Origin of the sequence: Leucobacter sp. CX87, from assembly GCF_018682295.1 — a bacterium.
Classification (GTDB): Bacteria; Actinomycetota; Actinomycetes; order Actinomycetales; family Microbacteriaceae; genus Cx-87.
In genome coordinates this window covers 179,358-195,446 of sequence record NZ_JAFIRI010000008.1, presented here as the reverse complement: position 1 = coordinate 195,446, position 16,089 = coordinate 179,358, and the positions used below count along the sequence as shown (strand labels likewise).

Annotated in this window: 14 protein-coding genes; 9 read left to right on the top strand and 5 right to left on the bottom strand. The window is 69.2% G+C overall.

Annotated elements, in window-relative coordinates:
- Nucleotides 1-43: 43 nt before the first annotated feature.
- Complete coding sequence (locus KOE53_RS13905) at nt 44-1,480, top strand: PucR family transcriptional regulator (RefSeq protein ID WP_188058721.1); 1,437 nt, start codon at nt 44-46, stop codon at nt 1,478-1,480.
- 38 nt (nt 1,481-1,518) lie between these two features.
- On the opposite strand, the gene KOE53_RS12625 is transcribed toward KOE53_RS13905, so the two are convergent.
- Complete coding sequence (locus KOE53_RS12625; RefSeq protein WP_188058720.1) at nt 1,519-2,700, bottom strand: acetyl-CoA C-acyltransferase; 1,182 nt, start codon at nt 2,698-2,700, stop codon at nt 1,519-1,521.
- 149 nt (nt 2,701-2,849) lie between these two features.
- On the opposite strand from KOE53_RS12625, the gene KOE53_RS12620 reads away from it, so the two are divergent.
- Nucleotides 2,850-3,335 carry a hypothetical protein gene (locus KOE53_RS12620; protein ID WP_188058719.1) on the top strand — a complete coding sequence of 162 codons (486 nt, stop codon included), beginning with the start codon at nt 2,850-2,852 and terminating at the stop codon, nt 3,333-3,335.
- A 182-nt stretch (nt 3,336-3,517) separates the two neighbouring features.
- Here KOE53_RS12620 and KOE53_RS13900 read toward each other — a convergent pair whose 3' ends face one another.
- Nucleotides 3,518-4,456 carry an Lrp/AsnC family transcriptional regulator gene (locus KOE53_RS13900; RefSeq protein WP_188046694.1) on the bottom strand — a complete coding sequence of 313 codons (939 nt, stop codon included), beginning with the start codon at nt 4,454-4,456 and terminating at the stop codon, nt 3,518-3,520.
- A 234-nt stretch (nt 4,457-4,690) separates the two neighbouring features.
- Between KOE53_RS13900 and KOE53_RS12610 the strand changes: the two genes are divergently transcribed.
- The 7 genes from KOE53_RS12610 (at nt 4,691) to KOE53_RS12580 (ending at nt 13,226) form a co-directional block, all read left to right on the top strand.
- The gene (locus KOE53_RS12610; RefSeq protein WP_188046693.1) at nt 4,691-5,545 is read left to right on the top strand and encodes an ABC transporter substrate-binding protein; all 855 of its coding nucleotides are present in this window, start codon (nt 4,691-4,693) and stop codon (nt 5,543-5,545) included.
- A gap of 72 nt (nt 5,546-5,617) precedes the next feature.
- Entirely contained in the window at nt 5,618-6,364 is a 747-nt protein-coding gene (locus tag KOE53_RS12605) for an amino acid ABC transporter permease (RefSeq protein WP_188046692.1), read from the top strand.
- The gene (locus KOE53_RS12600; protein ID WP_188058718.1) at nt 6,361-7,170 is read left to right on the top strand and encodes an amino acid ABC transporter ATP-binding protein; all 810 of its coding nucleotides are present in this window, start codon (nt 6,361-6,363) and stop codon (nt 7,168-7,170) included. The genes KOE53_RS12605 and KOE53_RS12600 overlap by 4 nt, the downstream gene beginning before the upstream one ends.
- The gene (locus KOE53_RS12595; RefSeq protein WP_188058717.1) at nt 7,160-8,209 is read left to right on the top strand and encodes a C-terminal binding protein; all 1,050 of its coding nucleotides are present in this window, start codon (nt 7,160-7,162) and stop codon (nt 8,207-8,209) included. The genes KOE53_RS12600 and KOE53_RS12595 overlap by 11 nt, the downstream gene beginning before the upstream one ends.
- 2 nt (nt 8,210-8,211) lie before the next feature.
- Nucleotides 8,212-9,900, top strand: a complete 1,689-nt coding sequence (locus tag KOE53_RS12590; RefSeq protein WP_188058716.1) for an amidohydrolase — start codon at nt 8,212-8,214, stop codon at nt 9,898-9,900.
- Nucleotides 9,897-11,576 (top strand): thiamine pyrophosphate-binding protein, encoded by a 1,680-nt coding sequence (locus tag KOE53_RS12585; RefSeq protein ID WP_188058715.1) that lies wholly within the window; start codon nt 9,897-9,899, stop codon nt 11,574-11,576. The genes KOE53_RS12590 and KOE53_RS12585 overlap by 4 nt, the downstream gene beginning before the upstream one ends.
- A gap of 78 nt (nt 11,577-11,654) precedes the next feature.
- On the top strand, nt 11,655-13,226 hold the full coding sequence (locus tag KOE53_RS12580; protein WP_215401709.1) for a zinc-binding metallopeptidase family protein: 1,572 nt from the start codon (nt 11,655-11,657) through the stop codon (nt 13,224-13,226).
- Between the two features lie 189 nt (nt 13,227-13,415).
- On the opposite strand, the gene KOE53_RS12575 is transcribed toward KOE53_RS12580, so the two are convergent.
- From KOE53_RS12575 to KOE53_RS12565, 3 genes are read right to left on the bottom strand one after another with little or no spacing between them, the layout of a single operon-like run.
- The gene (locus KOE53_RS12575; protein ID WP_188046330.1) at nt 13,416-14,093 is read right to left on the bottom strand and encodes an NUDIX hydrolase; all 678 of its coding nucleotides are present in this window, start codon (nt 14,091-14,093) and stop codon (nt 13,416-13,418) included.
- A 54-nt stretch (nt 14,094-14,147) separates the two neighbouring features.
- A complete protein-coding gene (locus tag KOE53_RS12570) occupies nt 14,148-14,429 on the bottom strand; it encodes a hypothetical protein (protein WP_188046331.1) in 282 nt (93 codons plus the stop codon).
- Between the two features lie 15 nt (nt 14,430-14,444).
- Entirely contained in the window at nt 14,445-16,070 is a 1,626-nt protein-coding gene (locus KOE53_RS12565; RefSeq protein WP_223159990.1) for an acyl-CoA carboxylase subunit beta, read from the bottom strand.
- Between the last annotated feature and the right edge of the window lie 19 nt (nt 16,071-16,089).

Sequence of the window (16,089 nt, the reverse complement as noted above, 5' to 3'; positions counted from 1 at the left end):
TCGAGAAATTTAGTGCAAGATCAACGTTCGGTACACTTGACTCGTGTCGCTCACTCTCGAAGCCATCACCCGCGCGGTCGGCGGGGACTGCCAGGTCGCTGGCGTGCACGCCCGTACCCCGGTCGACGGGGTCACCACCATTGACGAGTACGTGGTGGTCGGGAACTCCGAGTTCGCGACGCTGGTCACCGGCTCTGACGCGGAGATTCGCGCGGCGCTGCGCCATCCCGGCAGCCGCCGTGCCGCGCTCACGGGCGCCGCCATCGTGAGTCACGCGGACTCAGGGTCGTTGCGCGAGCTCCTCGCGCTGCACGGGGTCACCGGGATCCTGGGGACCCGTCCCCAGGGCGAGGCGCTGCACGCACGGCTCACCGCGCTGGTGGCCGACGACCAGGCCGCGGCCGACCGCCTCGTGACGACGGGCACCAAAGTGCTCACCGAGGTCGCCCGGCGCGGGGGCGCACCCGCGGCGATCACGGAGCTCGCGAGCCGGATCGACGGCTGGGCCGTGCTGCTCGACACCCACGGTCAGCTCATTGCGAGCGCCGGCGCCGGCAGACTGCACATTGACGACGCCGTCGCGGTGGCGTTCAGTCGGCCCGTCCGGGTGCGGCACCCGGGACTACAGGTGCACCCGATTGGTGTCGACCGCGACCGGGCCGGTTACCTCGTCATCGCGTCGCGCTCGAGCGTGACTAGCCGCAATCGCGCCCTCGCCTCGCAGGCGGCGGCCCTGTTCGACCTCATCTTGCGCACGAGTGACCACTCGGTGACCGAACGGCTCGGCCGCGAGGTCCTCCTCGACACGCTCCTCGCCGGTGGGCCAGCGGCGAGCGACCTCTTGCGTCGGTGGGGGCTGCACGAGACGAGCCTGACCGCGTTTCAGCTCGGCTCGCGCTCACGCAATATCGACATCGAACGCCTGGCGACGCGCTGGCTCGACGAGCTCGGAACCCTCCACGTGCTCGCCCGTCGCGGCGGCAGCGTGTCGGGATTCGTGCGTGACGACCTCGTGCCCGACCTCCTCGAGCTCGCCGAGCGATTCTCGACGCACGCGCCCGGCGGGCTGTCGCTCGGCCTCGGCTTGTCCGCCCCGGTCGAGTCCCTGGCCCAGTCCGCGAGGCAGGCGAGTCAGGCGTGCGAAACCGCCCTCGACCGCGGCACGCGCGCTCAGCGCTACGAGCGCATTCCGACGGTTGAGTTCGTGCTCGGGATGTTGCCGAGCGACTCTTCCCGTCAACTCGCCGGCGTGCTTGATCCGCTGCGCGATGCGGCGGGGGAACACGGCCTGCTCACCGAAACCCTGCGCGTCTTTCTCGCCGAGAACGGGGGCTGGCGGCCCGCCGCCCGCCGCCTCGAGATTCACCGCCAGACGCTCGCCAGCAGGATCCTGCGGGTCGAAGAACTGACCGGATTGACACTTGCGCGCCCCGACGACCGCGCCGCCGCCTGGCTCGCGCTGCGGGCGCTCGGGGACTAGGGGTTCTGCTCCGCGACGTCTGCGTCAGGCCAAGCGCGCTATGCCTTCGGCACGCGCACGATCAGGGCGTCACCCTGGCCGCCGCCGCCGCAGAGAGCCGCCGCGCCGATGCCGCCGCCGCGACGGCGCAGTTCGAGCGCGAGGTGCGCGACGATGCGGGCGCCCGACATGCCGAGCGGGTGACCGAGGGCGATCGCGCCGCCGTTCACGTTGATCTTCTCAAGCGGGATCCCGAGGCGATTCGCCGAGGCGATGCCGACCGCGGCGAAGGCCTCGTTGATCTCGACGAGGTCGAGGTCGGCGGGGGTAATGCCCTCGCGGGCGCAGGCGGCCTCGATCGCGTGGGCGGGCTGCTCCTGCAGCGACGTGTCGGGGCCCGCGACCATGCCGTGGGCGCCGATCTCGGCGATCCAGCTGAGACCAGCGGCCTCGGCGGCGTCCCGTGACATCAGCAGCAGCGCGCTCGCGCCGTCAGAAATGGGGGAGGCGTTGCCCGCGGTGATCGTGCCGCCGTCGCGGAACGAGGCGCGCAGGCCCCCAAGCGACTCGGCGGTCGAATCGGGGCGGATGCTCTCGTCGCGCTCGAGCAGCACCTCGCCGCGCGGACCGTGCACGGGCACGACCTCGTCGGCCAAGAATCCGGCATCCCAGGCGGCGGCGGCGAGCTGGTGGGACCGAGCAGCGAAGGCGTCCTGCTCGGCACGGCTGATGCTGAAACGGTCGTTCGCCTGCTCGGTGAGCAGCCCCATCGGCTCGCCGGTCAGCGCGTCCGTAAGGCCGTCGAGCGCCATGTGGTCGGCCATTTCGATGGCACCGTACTTCGTGCCGCGTCGGGCCTCCTGGAGGTGCGGGGCGCGAGTCATCGATTCCTGGCCGCCCGCGATCACGCGGGTGGCGTCGCCCGTGCGCAGCATCATATCTGCGAGAATGATCGCCTGAATGCCCGAGAGGCAGACCTTGCTGATGGTGGTGGCCGGCACCGAGAGCGGGATCCCGGCGTCGATCGCGGCCTGGCGGGCGGGCAGCTGCCCGGCGCCCGCGGTGAGGACCTGCCCCATGAGCACCTGATCGACCGTCTCGGGCGCGACCCCGGCGCGGTCGAGCGCGCCCCGGATCGCGACTGCGCCAAGCTCGGCACCGCTCAGGCGGGAGGCACCACCCAGCAGCCGGCCCATGGGGGTGCGTGCGGTGGAGACGATGACGGTGGGCGAAGCGCTCATGAACGAGGTCCTTCCGGGGAATGCTGGGGTGGTCGGCGCCGGCAATGGCTCACGTGGGCGGCCTCGCCCACGGGTGATTCGAGCCTACCCCCGACGTGTTCCATCTCCCGGATGAGGCCGGCATCGCCCCGGTCTCATACAATTCGGGCATGGGGCTTGAACCACTTTTCCAACGCATCGACCGCCTGGCCGGAGGCCGTCAGTCGACCGTCACCATCGCAGACCACCACCGGGAACACCCGCGCACGAAACGCGCCTTTCGGTGGGTGTTCTGGCTGTTGGTGTTCGAATTGCTTCTTGGGCTCGGCGCGGTGGTGTTCGCCGTCGTGATCGCCCTGGGAGGCGAGCCCGTGCCGTTTGTCGTCTGGATGCGGACCGTCGTGGTGCTGGGCATGACCGCGACGCTCTTCTACTTCGCCTGGCGCGCGTCGAAGGGCCTGCGGTGGGGCTACCAGCGGCTGCGCCTCTTCGCGCAGATCTTCCCCGTCATCACGCTCGTGATGGCCGCGATCCCGGGGCTCTACCCGACCTGGATGGTCACCGAGCAGATCATCTTCAGCCTCGTTATGATCGGCATCGCGGATTTCCTGACGAGTGACCACATGCGCGAGGCGTTCCGGGCGCCGGAGGCGTAGACCGCGCTGGCCCTGGCGGTCGTGATCCCTCGTCCTTGCCCTCCCTCGACGACCATCACCGAGACGTCTCAATCTGCGGCTTCCCAGCGATTGAAGCCGCAGATCGAGACTTCTCGATGGCAGGCGAGGTGCAGAATGTGCAAGGTGGGCAGGATCCCTGCGGCGCCGAAGCCCTTGTCTGACTAGCGAATGATGAGTGGATCGGTCTCCGTGCGGCCGATCTGCGCGAGGCGGTGCGTGCTGTGGTGGAAGCGTTCGAGGCTGATCCGGGCGTGGATCCAGCTCTCGGCCGTGCGCACCTCGGGGAGCTCGCGCACCGCGTCAAAGAGTTCGAGGAACTCGGGCTGGGTGCCGAATGCGAGGGTGGCCACGAGGTCGTAGCGCCCGACGGTCTGGGCTAGGAACTCAATTCCCGGGTGCGCCTTGAGGTGCGCGACGAGCGCGGTCTGGTCGCCACTGAGGTTGAAGCCGAAGCCGAACACGAGCTCAGAATTCAGCTCGGTGCGCCCGCGCACGACTCCGATGCGCATCGCATCCGACTCGATCAGGCGGGCCACTCGGCTGCGCGCTGCGCTCGCTGAGAGTCCGACGAGTTCGCCGAGTTCTGCGTACCCGATGCGGCCGTCACGCTGCAGGAGCTCCATGAGCACGAGGTCGGACTTATCGAAGCTTTGCGAGATCGCCCGCGGTTCCTCCCCGAGGAAGAGGCTGCTGAGGATGCGCTCGTAGAGCATGAGGTCGATGTCGATGACGCCGGGCATCTCGCGGATCAGGTGCACGTCGCGCTGCAGTTCCGTCAGGCTCTCTGCGTGCAACTCGGCGATGATCTGGTATTTTCCCGTTGACTCGGAGACGAAGACCGGAGAGTCGAGCTGGGCCAGACTTCGCGCAAGGTGCTTCGTTGGTCCGCTCACCCGGATGCTCAGGTGGGCCAGCATGGTGAGCCCGATGAGGCGCGGGTGCACCGCCGCGAAGACGCGAAGGGCGCCGCTCTCGAAGAGGGGGTTCAGGCGGTTCGCGATGCTCATGCGGCTGGTGTCGAGCTGGCGGGCGAGGTCACTGAACGAGGCCCTTCCGTCGCGGCGAAGGAGGGCGATCGAGCGTTCCGTGAGTGAGTCCACCTGAAAAAACTATCGCACTCTGGGTCTCAGGTAAATAACGATGTCGCGGCGCGTGTGGGCAAATTCCGCGCTATTGCCAGGATTTGGTGGGCCCAAGATTGCGATTCCTTTGTGAAGTGACCCATTTGCGAAGAAAATGCTTTGACAAGTCGAGATTCTTGGGTGATGATCATCAGACCCGACCCCCGCACGATGGATGTGCAGGGAACGATTCGAGCCTCAATGGAGACGCTAATGAAGAAATCGCTGTTCATCCTCGCCGCCGCAGCCACCGTGACCCTGGCCCTTTCCGCGTGTTCGGGCGGCGCCACCTCCGAGCCGTCGGGCGACGGCGCAGCCAGCGCGAATGAGCCCGAGGGCCTCGTGAACGCCGGCACGCTGACCGCCTGCATCGACCCCGAGTACGCTCCGCTCGAGTACTACGCGGATTCGACCGGCGGCGACATCATCGGCTTCGACGCCGACGGCATTCGCGCGCTCGCCGACCACTGGGGCATCGACTACAAGTTCGAGGTCACCTCGTTCGATGGCCTCATGCCCGGCCTGCAGTCGGGCAAGTGCGACGTCATCTTCGGCGGCCTGTACATGAGCGAGGATCGCCTGAAGATCGCCGATGCCGCGCCCATCATGAACGCCGGACCTGCGGTGCTCGCAACCCCCGAGACCGCGAAGACGATCTCCACGCCCGAGGACCTCTGCGGCCTCCGTGTGGTGAGCCAGGCTGCCTCCGCCAACGCGGCGAGCGTCGTCGCGCTCAGCGAGAAGTGCGTTGCGGACGGCAAGGATCCCATCGAGACCGCCGAGTACCCGAAGGTCTCTGAGACCGTGCTCGCGGTGCTCAACGGCAAGGCAGACGCGCTGGTCGAGACGAACGTCGCAGCGGCCTACATGGTGACGCAAAACGAGGGCAAACTGGCCGAGGCCCCGGGCGTCTTCGCGCCCGACACCACCTTCGGTGCCTTCACGAAGCTCGACAACCCCTTCACGGCCGCGCTGGCCACCGCCATTGAAGAGCTCCGCGCCGACGGCACCCTGGCGAAGATCGCCGCCGACTACAACCTCGACGAGAGCATCCTCGAGGTCAAGTAGGCGACTGGTGCGCCGGGGCAACCTCCCGGCGCACCCCCTCCCGATTCCCCCTCTCTTTGGAACAAGGACACCATGCTGTTCGACCCGCAAATCTTCCTTGAACAACTGTTCAATCCCGCCTACCTCTGGGGTGCGCTCCTCTCCATCGGCGTCGCGCTCTGCTCGCTCGTGATCGCGACCGTCATCGGGTTCTTCGTGGCCCTCGGGCGCACCTCGCAGAAGCTGAGTCTGCGCACCCCGGCGAACTTCTACATCTGGTTCTTCCGTGCTCTGCCCGCCCTGCTGGTGCTGCTCATCATGTGGAACGCACTGCCCCAGCTCATCCCCGCCCTCAAGCAGGACTGGTACACCCCGTTCATCGCCGCCTCCATCGGCCTCGGACTCGTCGAGGCGGCCTTCATGGCCGAGATCATTCGCTCGGCGCTGAGCAGCGTTGACGAGGGCCAGTCCCTTGCCGGGCGCGCGCTGGGCATGAAGCCGGGCTCGGTCATGCGGAAGATCATCCTGCCTCAGGCGATCCGCGTCGCCCTTCCCCCGACGGGGAACGAGTTCATCGGGCTGATCAAGTACTCCTCGCTCGCGTCGGTGATCTCGTTGCGAGAGCTCCTCACCACCGCGCAGGTCGGCGTCAACATCACCTTCCGCTACGCCGAGTACTACGCCGTCGCGATCATCTACTACCTGATCATCGTCACGATCATCACCCTGATCCAGAACCGGGTTGAACAGAAGTTCGCCTGGTCGTCCCGCACTCGGGTCAACACCATGACCCGCGCGATCCAGGTCGTCTCCGCACGACAGAAGGAGAAGAGCGCATGAATGCCGCCGCGCCACTGAACGCCACTGGGCCGGACACGTCGCTCGTCGTGCCCACGCTCCAGGTGCGCAACCTGCACAAGGCCTACGACGGCAACGAGGTGCTCAAGGGCGTCGAGTTCGACGTCAACAAGGGTCAGGTGAAGGCCGTGCTCGGCCCCTCCGGCTCGGGAAAGTCCACGATGCTGCGCCTCATGGCGCTGCTCGAACCGGCCGACCGCGGCGAGATCCTGTTGGGCGGACACCGCATCGGATCGGAAGATCGTGGCAAGCGCCTGCACCACCTGCCCGAACGCAAGCTCGCGGTGCAGCGCCGCGACATCGGCATGGTGTTTCAGAAGTTCAATCTGTTCCCGCACCTCACCGCGCTCGAGAACGTCGTGGTCGGCCTCACCGAGGTCCAGGGCGCGAAGAAGGCCGAGGCACGCGAGCGCTCGTACGAGATGCTGCAGAAGGTGGGCCTCGGCGACCGCGACAGGCACTTCCCGTCCGAGCTCTCGGGCGGCCAGCAGCAGCGCGTCGCGATCGCCCGCGCCCTTGTGATGAACCCGCAGGTCATGCTCTTTGACGAGCCGACCAGCGCGCTCGACCCCGAGCTCGTCGGTGAGGTGCTCGAGGTAATGGAGCGGCTCGCAGAGTCGGGCATGACCATGATCGTCGTGACCCACGAGGTGCGGTTCGCGCGTCGCGTCGCCAACGAGGTCACGCTGTTCGACAGCGGTGTCATCGTCGAGCAGGCCGAGCCCGAGGCGTTCTTCGAGAACCCGCAGCACGAGCGCACGAAGCGGTTCCTGAGCCATGTCCACTAACCCGGGAGCGGGCGGGCGCCCCCTCGCCGTTTACACCGACCTCGACGACACCGACTTCACCGCGGGCGTGCGGCTGCTCGAAGACCAGGGTTTCGAGGTGCGCTACCTCGACACGCAGGATCCGGAAGCCATCGTTGCCCTCTCGCAAGACGCGGTCGCGATGCTCGTGGGGTACGCCACGATCACCGGGGAGATGATCGCGCGGCTGCCGAAGCTCGAGATCATCGCGCTCATGTCGATGGGCTTCAACAATGTCGACACCGCGGCCGCGGCCGAGCACGGGGTCTGGGTGTCGAACATTCCTGGCGCCGCGACCGAGGAGGTCGCGACCCACGCCCTCGCCCTCGCGCTGCACGCCACGCGCGGGCTCTCCTTCTACGGTGAGTCCGTTGTGGCGGGGCGCTGGAACAGTCGGGCCGCCATCGCGCAGCCCCGCCTGAGTGCGCTCACCCTCGGCATTCTCGGCCTCGGCAAGATCGGTTCCAAGCTCGCCGAGCTGGCGCAGCCCCTGTTTGGCGAGATCGTCGGGTACGACCCGTTCCTCCCCGACACCGACGAGACGCGGGCGCGGCTCGCGTCCCTCGGGGTGCGCCGGGCGAGCCTTTCGGAGGTGCGGGACACGGCCAATGTGCTGTCCCTGCACGTCCCGCTCACGCCGGAGACCGAGAGCTTCGTCGACGCCGAGTTTCTCGCGGCGATGCCCCGTGGCTCGTACCTCGTGAACGTCAGCCGCGGGCAGCTCATCGACTCGGCGGCGCTCCGCGCGGCCGTGGACTCCGGCCACCTCGCCGGTGCCGGGCTCGACGTGCTGGACGAGGAGCCGCCGCGGCAGGATCACCCGCTGGTCGACGCCCCCGGCGTCATCGTCACGCCGCACATCGCGTACTACTCGAGCGAGTCCGACGCGGAGTACGTGCGGCAACAGGCGCAGAACGTCGTGACCTATGCCCAGACCGGGCGCCCCGACGCGCCGGTCAACACCCCCACCATTTCCCCCACGCACGCCGCGCCCGCCGCGGCGGCATCCGCAGGAGCGTAACCATGCGAAAACTTGCCACCTACGAAACGCCGGCAGCGACCTTCTCGCCGTCCATCGTGACGGCCGACCGGATCCACACGCTCGACGCCGCGGGGTCGACCGTCACCGCGATACTCATGTTCGGCGGGGCGATCGCCGCGCTCGGCACACTCGAGGAATGCCTCGCGGCCTCCGCCGAGATCAGCCCGCGGACCCCGGAGATCACCGAGCTCGGTGCACACACCGTGCTGCCCGGCTTCATCGACGCGCACGCGCATCCGCTCATGCTCGGGCAGATGATGAGCTGGGTCGACTGCGGCCCCGACCAGGCCGGCTCGATCCCCGAGATGGTGGCCCGGCTCAAGGCCGCGGCCGAGACGGTGCCCGCCGGGCTCCCGATTCGCGGCTACGGCTACGAGCAGCGCAACCTCGCTGAGCGACGCCACCCCACCCGCTTCGAACTCGACGAGGTCGCCACCGACCGCGAGGTCTACGTGATGAACGCGTCGGGCCACGGCGGCGTCGTCAACAGCTACACGTTCGAGCTGCACGGCGTCACGCGCGATACGCCGAACCCGCAGGGCGGCGAGTTCTTCCGCAGCGGCGACGGCGAGCTGACCGGCGAGCTCTCGGACGCGGCCTGCAACATTCTGACCGGGCTCGAGGGTGTGAAGATCGGCCACCACGGACCGAACTTCCACCTGGCCGACGCCCCCGAGGAGCACCGCCGCCAGCTCGCGGTGGCCCAGGAGAACTTCTTGCAGGGCGGCGTCACCACGATCGGCGACGCGCAGGTCTCGCGCCGTGAGTTCGACAACTACCTCGCGCTCGCCGAGCGCAACGAGCTGAAGACCCGGTACAGCATGTACCTGCTCTCGCACCTGCTCGAGGAGGCGCTCGAGACCGGGATGCACGGCCAGTTCGGCAACGCGCACCTGAGCTTCGCTGGCATCAAGTTCTACGCCGACGGCACGCTCGGCGGCTGGACGGCCTACTTCCCGGACGGCTATGTGGGCGACCCCTGCCGCACGGGCCAGCTCTACCACGACCCCGCCGACTACACGGAGATGATCTCCCGCGCCCACAGGGTCGGGCTGCAGACGGCCACGCACGCGCAGTCCCCGGACGCGCTCGAGATGGTGATCACCGCGATCGAGGCGGCGCAGGCCGAGCGGCCCGACGCCGACGCGCGCCACCGCATCGAGCACTGCGGGCTGCCCACGCCGGCGCAGATCACGCGCATGGCCGCCGCCGGAATTTACCCGGTGAACCAGCCCCAGCACTACTACAACTGGGGCGAGGGGGTCGAGCAGGCGATCGGCACCCCGGGCGAGCGGTTCAACCCGCTCGGCGAGTTTGAGCGCGCGGGCGTACCCGTCACGATCAGCTCGGACGCCCCGGTGGCCGACCCCCGCCCGATGGAGGCGGTCCAGGCCGCGGTCACCCGGGTGACGCGCCGCGGCGCCAAGCTCGGCCCCGCGGACCTCGCTATCTCGGTCGACACCGCCCTGCGCGGGCACACCATCAGCGCCGCCACCGTGCTCGGACGAGAGGACGACCTCGGCTCGCTCGAGGTCGGCAAGCGTGCCGACTTCGCCGTGCTGGCCGCCGACCCGTACACGGTCGCGCCCGAAACGATCGCCGAGATCCGGGTCGCGCAGACCTGGGTCGACGGGGTGCGCCAGTACGTCGCGGACGAGGTCGCACGATGATCGCCGTCACCGAGGCCGCCACCGAGCGCGAGCTTGCGGCCCAGGCCGGCGTCGCCATCGATAACGCGGGCCTCGCGGTGCTCACCACGATTCGCAACTACGGCGTCGACACCGTGTTCGGCATCCCCGGCACGCACAACCTCGAGTTCTACCGTCACCTCGCGCCGCTCGGGATCCACCCGGTCACGACCCGCCACGAGCAGGGCGCGGGCTACGGCGCCGACGGCTGGGCGCAGCAGACCGGGTTGCCGGGCGTCGTCATCACGACCTCCGGGCCGGGCCTCTTGAACGCGCTCTCGGCCGCGGGCACCGCTTACTGCGAGTCGCGCCCGCTCATCATCCTCTCGCCCGGTGTGCCGGAGGGGGAGGAGTTCGCCGACATCGGCTCGCTGCACGAGACGAAGGATCCGACCGGAGCCGCCGGCGCGATCGTCGAGTGGAGCCGCCGCGTAGGCAGCGCGACCGAGGCCGTGGCTTGCGTGCACGAGGCCTTCGCGCTCTTCCGCACGGGCCGGCCGCGGCCGGTTCACATCGAGATCCCGCTCAACGTGCTCGAGGGCCAGAGCGATTGCCCGCCGGAACTACTCGCGGCGATCCCTGCCCCGGCGCCCACCGCGGGCACGGCTGCCGAGGTGGACGCCGTCGCCCGGATCCTGTCGGAGGCGAAGCGCCCGCTGATCATCGCGGGCGGGGGAGCGGCGCGGGTGGGCTTGCCCCTCACGGAGCTCGCGGAGCGCCTCGGCGCCCCGGTCGTCACGACGCTCAACGGCAAGGCCGCAGTGTCGGAACACCACCCGCTCTCGATCGGGTCCGAGCTGCGCCTCACCGGCGCTCATGCGCTCATCAACCGTGCGGATGCGCTGCTCGTGCTCGGCTCGAAGCTCGGTGAGGCCGAGCTCTGGGGCGGCGTCATCGCGCCCGAGGGGCCGGTGTTGCGCGTTGACGTGCTCGGCTCACAGCTTCAGAAGAACGTCGCGGTCGCGGCGGGCGTCGTGGGCCACTGCGAGGCGGTCGTGCCGCAGCTCACCGCCGCGCTCGCCGGGCAGGATCGCCCCGCCTGGGTCGACCTGGACGCCGTGCGTGCCGCGCTCGCCGAGGAGTCAGCTGGCTTCTCGCCGGTGCTCAACGGCGTCGCCGCGCGGATCGCCTCCGTGCTGCCCGTCGACACGATCGTCGGCGGCGACAGCTCGCAGATCACGTACTTCGGTATGGCGAGCCGCGCGGTACAGGAGCGCTCACACTCGTTCCTCTACACCCCGGCGTACGCCACGCTCGGCTATGGCCTGCCCGCCTCGATTGGTGCGCGGGTGGCGAGCCCGGATCGCCCGGTCGTGTGTGTGCTCGGCGACGGCGCGCTCATGTTCGCCATCCAGGAGTTTGCGACCGCCATCGAGCAGCGCCTCGACCTGACCGTCGTGTGCGTCGACAACGGCGGCTACGCCGAGATCAAGCAGAACGAGCGCGACCGTGGCATCGCGCCGGTGGGCGTGGATCTCGCGCAGCCAGACTGGGCCGCGCTGGCCGACGCGTTCGGCGGGCACGGGCACCGCGTAGTGGATCAGGGCGACCTCGAGCGCGTGATTGCCACGGCGATCGCCGAGCCAGGGCTCAGCCTTGTGCACGTGCCGCTGGAGCTCTTCCCGGATGCCGCGGCGCCTGCCGGGGACCCGGCGTAACCCTCCCCACAGGGCCGGGGCGGCCCCGATCGCCCCGGCCCCTTCTTTTCCCGCACACCCGAGAACGAAAGACATTCCGTGAACGCCATCACCCTCAGCACTGACGCCAAGCGCACCGCCCAAGTCTGGATCGACGAACACCTCGAGCAGCTGCTCGAATGGCACAGCCACATTTGGGAGCTCGCCGAGCCCGCCTGGCGCGAGTTTCGGTCCGCAGAGTGGTACGTCGGCCTGCTGCGGGATCAAGGATTCACGGTCGAGGCGGGCTCGGCGGGCATGCCGACGGCGTTCAGCGCGAGCTGGTCGAACGGTGACGGCCCGACCCTGCTCACCTACGCCGAGTACGACGCGGTGCCGGGCAACAGTCAGGCGGCGTCGGTCAGCGAGACGCCGCGCGACGGCCTGAGCCGATTCGCCCCGGGGCACACCGACCCGCACTCGGTGCTCGGCATCTCGACGCTGGCCGGGCTGCTCGGCACGAAGCACGCGATGACGGTGCACGGCATCACCGGCACGCTGAACTACACGGGCGAGCCCGCCGAGAAGATGCACGGGTCGAAGGTCGTCCACGGCCTGCGCGGCTACTACGACTCGGCCGATGCGATCGTCAGCTTCCACCCCTTCTACATGCTGCCGCTGTGCAACACCGCGCGCTGGGACACCCAGTGCGGCGCGTACTACAGCAAGGTCTACAGTTTCGTCTGCGATGCGCCCGAGACCTGGCAGCTGTCGGCGAACCAGAACTCGCCCATCCCCGCCTCGCACTCCGCGGCCCGCGCCCCCGGCGCCAACGTCGCGCTGTCTCAGATGTACACCTCCTCGCGCATCATGCAGGACGCCATGCTGCCGAGCTTCGGCGGTTGGAGCCTGTCCGACGCGATCCTGACGGAGGGGCAGGCGACCGCGGACAATCTGCCGGCCCGCATCGCGCGCGTGCAGTACTCGTGGCGCACCCCCGATGTCGAGATGGCCGAGCACGTGCTCGCGGTGCTCGATCGAAACGCCGAACATGCCGCCGCGATGGCGCACTGCGAGCTCGAAACCACCTGGGTGGCGCGCAGCCGACCCGGGCGCACGAACCACGCGATGGCGAGCGTGCTCTACGCCAACCTCGAGGCGGTCGGCGCGCCGAGCTACGGCCCCGAGGCGATCGCGGTCGCGCAGGACATCCAGCGCACCCTGGGGCTCGAGCCCACTGAGCGCCCGTTCCTCGCCGAGACCGAGCAGCTGATTGACCCGGAAAGCGCCGAGCGCGCGCTGCGCGAGCACCTCGCGCCCTGGCAGCGCAACTGGACGAGCGACGACTACGTCGAGATGACGCACTACGCGCCGACCGTCCGGTTCTACGTCTCGCGCCCCGCCCTCGAGCCCGCCGCGGGCCGGGGCGCCTACCCGGCCTGGGTGATGAACGCGATGGGCGGCATTCCCGCCACGATCGCGCCCACCATCCTCACCGCGGGCAAGACCGTGTCGGGCACCTTCATCGACCTACTCACACAGCCCGAGCTGCTGGCTGAGGCGCAGGCGGAGTTCGCGCGCCGGGTCGAGGAAGACCCGATGCCGCCGCTGTTGCCGGCCGACTTCGAGGCGCCGATCGGCCTGCCGTGGCCCGACTACCGGGAGCACGCGGGGGAGCGGTTCTGGGGGTAGGGTCGCGAGGACTCCCCGTCACCACTCCTGCCCGTCCCTACCTTTCCAAATCTCCCCGCCGAGGGGTCGCACATTGCTGCTTCACTCGACGTGATTGAGCAAAGTGCGCCCCCTCGATGGGGCAGAGGGCCAGGGGTCCAGGGGTTCTGGGATGTACGGGGAAGGGGTAGAGGGGGGAAGGGGGAAGCGCTAGCCCGTCACCGGGAGTTCCCGCGCCCGGTCCCACGGCTCGGCCCAGCCGAGCTCGGTGAAGAGGGTCGAGAGCAGGATCCCGGTGAAGCCCCACACAACGTGGCCGCGGACGAGAAACGCGTCCGAGCGAAAGACTCGCTCGCCGTAGCGCAGCACTGCGGTGCCGCGGTTCGCGGGGTCGAGCAGCTCGGCGACCGGGGCCCGGAACACCTCGACGGCCTCGGTGTGGTCGACGACCGCGACCGAGCTGGGCCGCGACCACCAGCCAATCACCGGGGTGACGAGGTTGTTGCTCACGACGATGGGTATTTCGGGCAGGGTGCCGAGCACGGTGACGCCGCTCGGGTCGAGGCCGGTCTCCTCGGCGGCCTCGCGCAGCGCGGTGCCGGCCGAGTCCGCGTCGCCAGGTTCGACCCCGCCGCCGGGGAATGAGATCTGCCCCGGGTGGTGGCGCATGGTGTCGGCGCGCCGGGTGAGCAGCACGTCCAGCTCGCGCGGCACGCTACTGGCAGCCGTGTTCGCGGCCACTTGATCGAGGGCGCCGAACAGGATCAACACCGCCGAGCTGCGCACGCCCCGGTCGCCCGGGGCCCCTTGGGGTGGGACGGCGAAGTGGACGCCGCGGTCGAGCAGCGCCTCGAGCTCAGCTCGCGCATCTGCCACGGAACGCACCATGGCCTCAGCCTACGCCGCGCGGGCGTCCGGCGGCGAGAGTCGGCAGGATCCTGCCTAGCCTCCGAGGACCTCGTTGATTCCCTCGGGGGTGCGCTGCGAGCGAGCCCAGGGGTCGCGATCGCGGCGCTCGACCCGGCGCACGCGCTGGGACTCTTCGGCGCGCACCTCTGCGAGCACGGCAATGACCGCCGCGCGCTCTTCGTCACTGGTGCCGCGGGTCACGAAGGTGATGCCGTCGCCCGTGAGCGCGTCGTCGGTCACGCCCATGGTGCCGCGCAGGGCGGCGTCGCGGGCGGCCGCGTCGGGGGCGAGCCCCGCCTCGTTGCTGTCGCTCATGTCAGTCCGTCCCGCCTAGAGCGGGATGTTCCCGTGCTTCTTGGCGGGCTGCTCGGTGCGCTTGCCGCGGAGGCCGCGGAGCGCCTTGATGACGGCGAGGCGGCTGCCGGCGGGCTCGAGGACGTTGTCCAGCTCGCCGCGCTCGGCCGCGAGGAACGGGCTGGCGACGTTGTAGGTGTACGCCTCCGAGAGCTCCTTGCGCAGCGCGTCGACGTCGCGCCCCTCGGCGGCGGCCTGGGCCAGCTCCTTGCGGTACAGGATGTTGACGGCGCCCTGGCCGCCCATCACGGCGATCTCGGCGGTCGGCCACGCGATGTTGATGTCGGCGCCGATCTGCTTCGAGCCCATCACGATGTACGCCCCGCCGTACGCCTTGCGCGTGATGATCGTCACGAGCGGCACGGTCGCCTCGGCGTAGGCGTAGAGCAGCTTCGCACCGCGGCGGATGACGCCCGACCACTCCTGGTCGGTGCCGGGCAGGTAGCCGGGAACGTCGACGAGGGTGAGGATCGGGATCGAGAAGGCGTCGCACAGGCGCACGAAGCGCGCGGCCTTCTCGCCGGCGTCGATGTTCAGCGTGCCGGCCATCTGGTTCGGCTGGTTCGCGATGATGCCGACGCTGCGGCCCTCGACGCGGCCAAAGCCGATCAGAATGTTCGGGGCGAACAAGGGCTGCACCTCGAGGAACTCGCCCGAGTCAAGGATCGCCTCGATGACGATCTTCATGTCGTAGGGCTGGTTCGGGCTGTCGGGGATGACCGTGTTCAGCTTGCGGTCGGCGTCGGTGATCTCGAGCGCGGTGTCGCTGTCGTAGATCGGGGCCTCGGCCATGTTGTTGTCGGGAAGGTAGCTGATGAGCGCGCGCGCATAGTCGAGCGCGTCGTGCTCATCGCTCGCGAGGAAGTGCGAGACGCCGCTGATCTTGTTGTGCGTCAGCGCGCCGCCGAGCTCTTCGAAGCCGACCTCTTCGCCCGTGACTGTCTTGATGACGTCGGGGCCGGTCACGAACATGTGGCTGGTCTTGTCGACCATGATCACGAAGTCGGTGAGCGCGGGGGAGTAGACGGCGCCGCCGGCGGCCGGGCCCATCACGATGGAGATCTGCGGGATGACGCCCGAGCACATAGTGTTCAGGCGGAAGATCTCGGCGTACTTGCCGAGGGCGACCACGCCCTCCTGGATGCGGGCGCCGCCCGAGTCGAGAATGCCCAGGATTGGGGCGCCCGTCTTCAGCGCGAAGTTCATCGCCTTGATGATCTTTTCGCCGGCGACCTCGCCGAGCGAGCCACCGAAGGTGGTGAAGTCCTGCGAGTACACGACCACGTTGCGGCCGTGAATCGTGCCGGCGCCCGTGACGACCGCGTCACCGAAGGGGCGGTTGCTGTCCATGCCGAAGGCGTGGGTGCGGTGCTTCACGTACTTGTCGAACTCGACGAACGAGCCCGGGTCGAGCAGCTCGTTGATGCGCTCGCGTGCGGTCATCTTGCCGCGCGGGTGCTGCTTGGCAGCAGCCTGGGCGTCGCGGTCTCCGACGGCCTCCTGGTACTTGCGACGGTGGTCGGCGATGCGCGCGGCCGTCGTCGTCAGGGGCTCGGCGGTCGCGTTCTCGGGGGTAGCGTCAGGGGCAGTCACGTCAGTCAGCCTACCGCGCGGTACATGC

Excerpts from the sequence above, each read along its gene's own strand:
- KOE53_RS12605 (WP_188046692.1), top strand. The coding sequence starts at position 5,618 with ATGCTGTTCGACCCGCAAATCTTCCTTGAACAACTGTTCAATCCCGCC.
- KOE53_RS12595 (WP_188058717.1), top strand. The coding sequence starts at position 7,160 with ATGTCCACTAACCCGGGAGCGGGCGGGCGCCCCCTCGCCGTTTACACC.
- KOE53_RS12620 (WP_188058719.1), top strand. The coding sequence starts at position 2,850 with ATGGGGCTTGAACCACTTTTCCAACGCATCGACCGCCTGGCCGGAGGC.
- KOE53_RS12575 (WP_188046330.1), bottom strand. The coding sequence starts at position 14,093 with ATGGTGCGTTCCGTGGCAGATGCGCGAGCTGAGCTCGAGGCGCTGCTC.
- KOE53_RS12600 (WP_188058718.1), top strand. The coding sequence starts at position 6,361 with ATGAATGCCGCCGCGCCACTGAACGCCACTGGGCCGGACACGTCGCTC.
- KOE53_RS12590 (WP_188058716.1), top strand. The coding sequence starts at position 8,212 with ATGCGAAAACTTGCCACCTACGAAACGCCGGCAGCGACCTTCTCGCCG.
- KOE53_RS12625 (WP_188058720.1), bottom strand. The coding sequence starts at position 2,700 with ATGAGCGCTTCGCCCACCGTCATCGTCTCCACCGCACGCACCCCCATG.
- KOE53_RS12570 (WP_188046331.1), bottom strand. The coding sequence starts at position 14,429 with ATGAGCGACAGCAACGAGGCGGGGCTCGCCCCCGACGCGGCCGCCCGC.
- KOE53_RS12610 (WP_188046693.1), top strand. The coding sequence starts at position 4,691 with ATGAAGAAATCGCTGTTCATCCTCGCCGCCGCAGCCACCGTGACCCTG.
- KOE53_RS12585 (WP_188058715.1), top strand. The coding sequence starts at position 9,897 with ATGATCGCCGTCACCGAGGCCGCCACCGAGCGCGAGCTTGCGGCCCAG.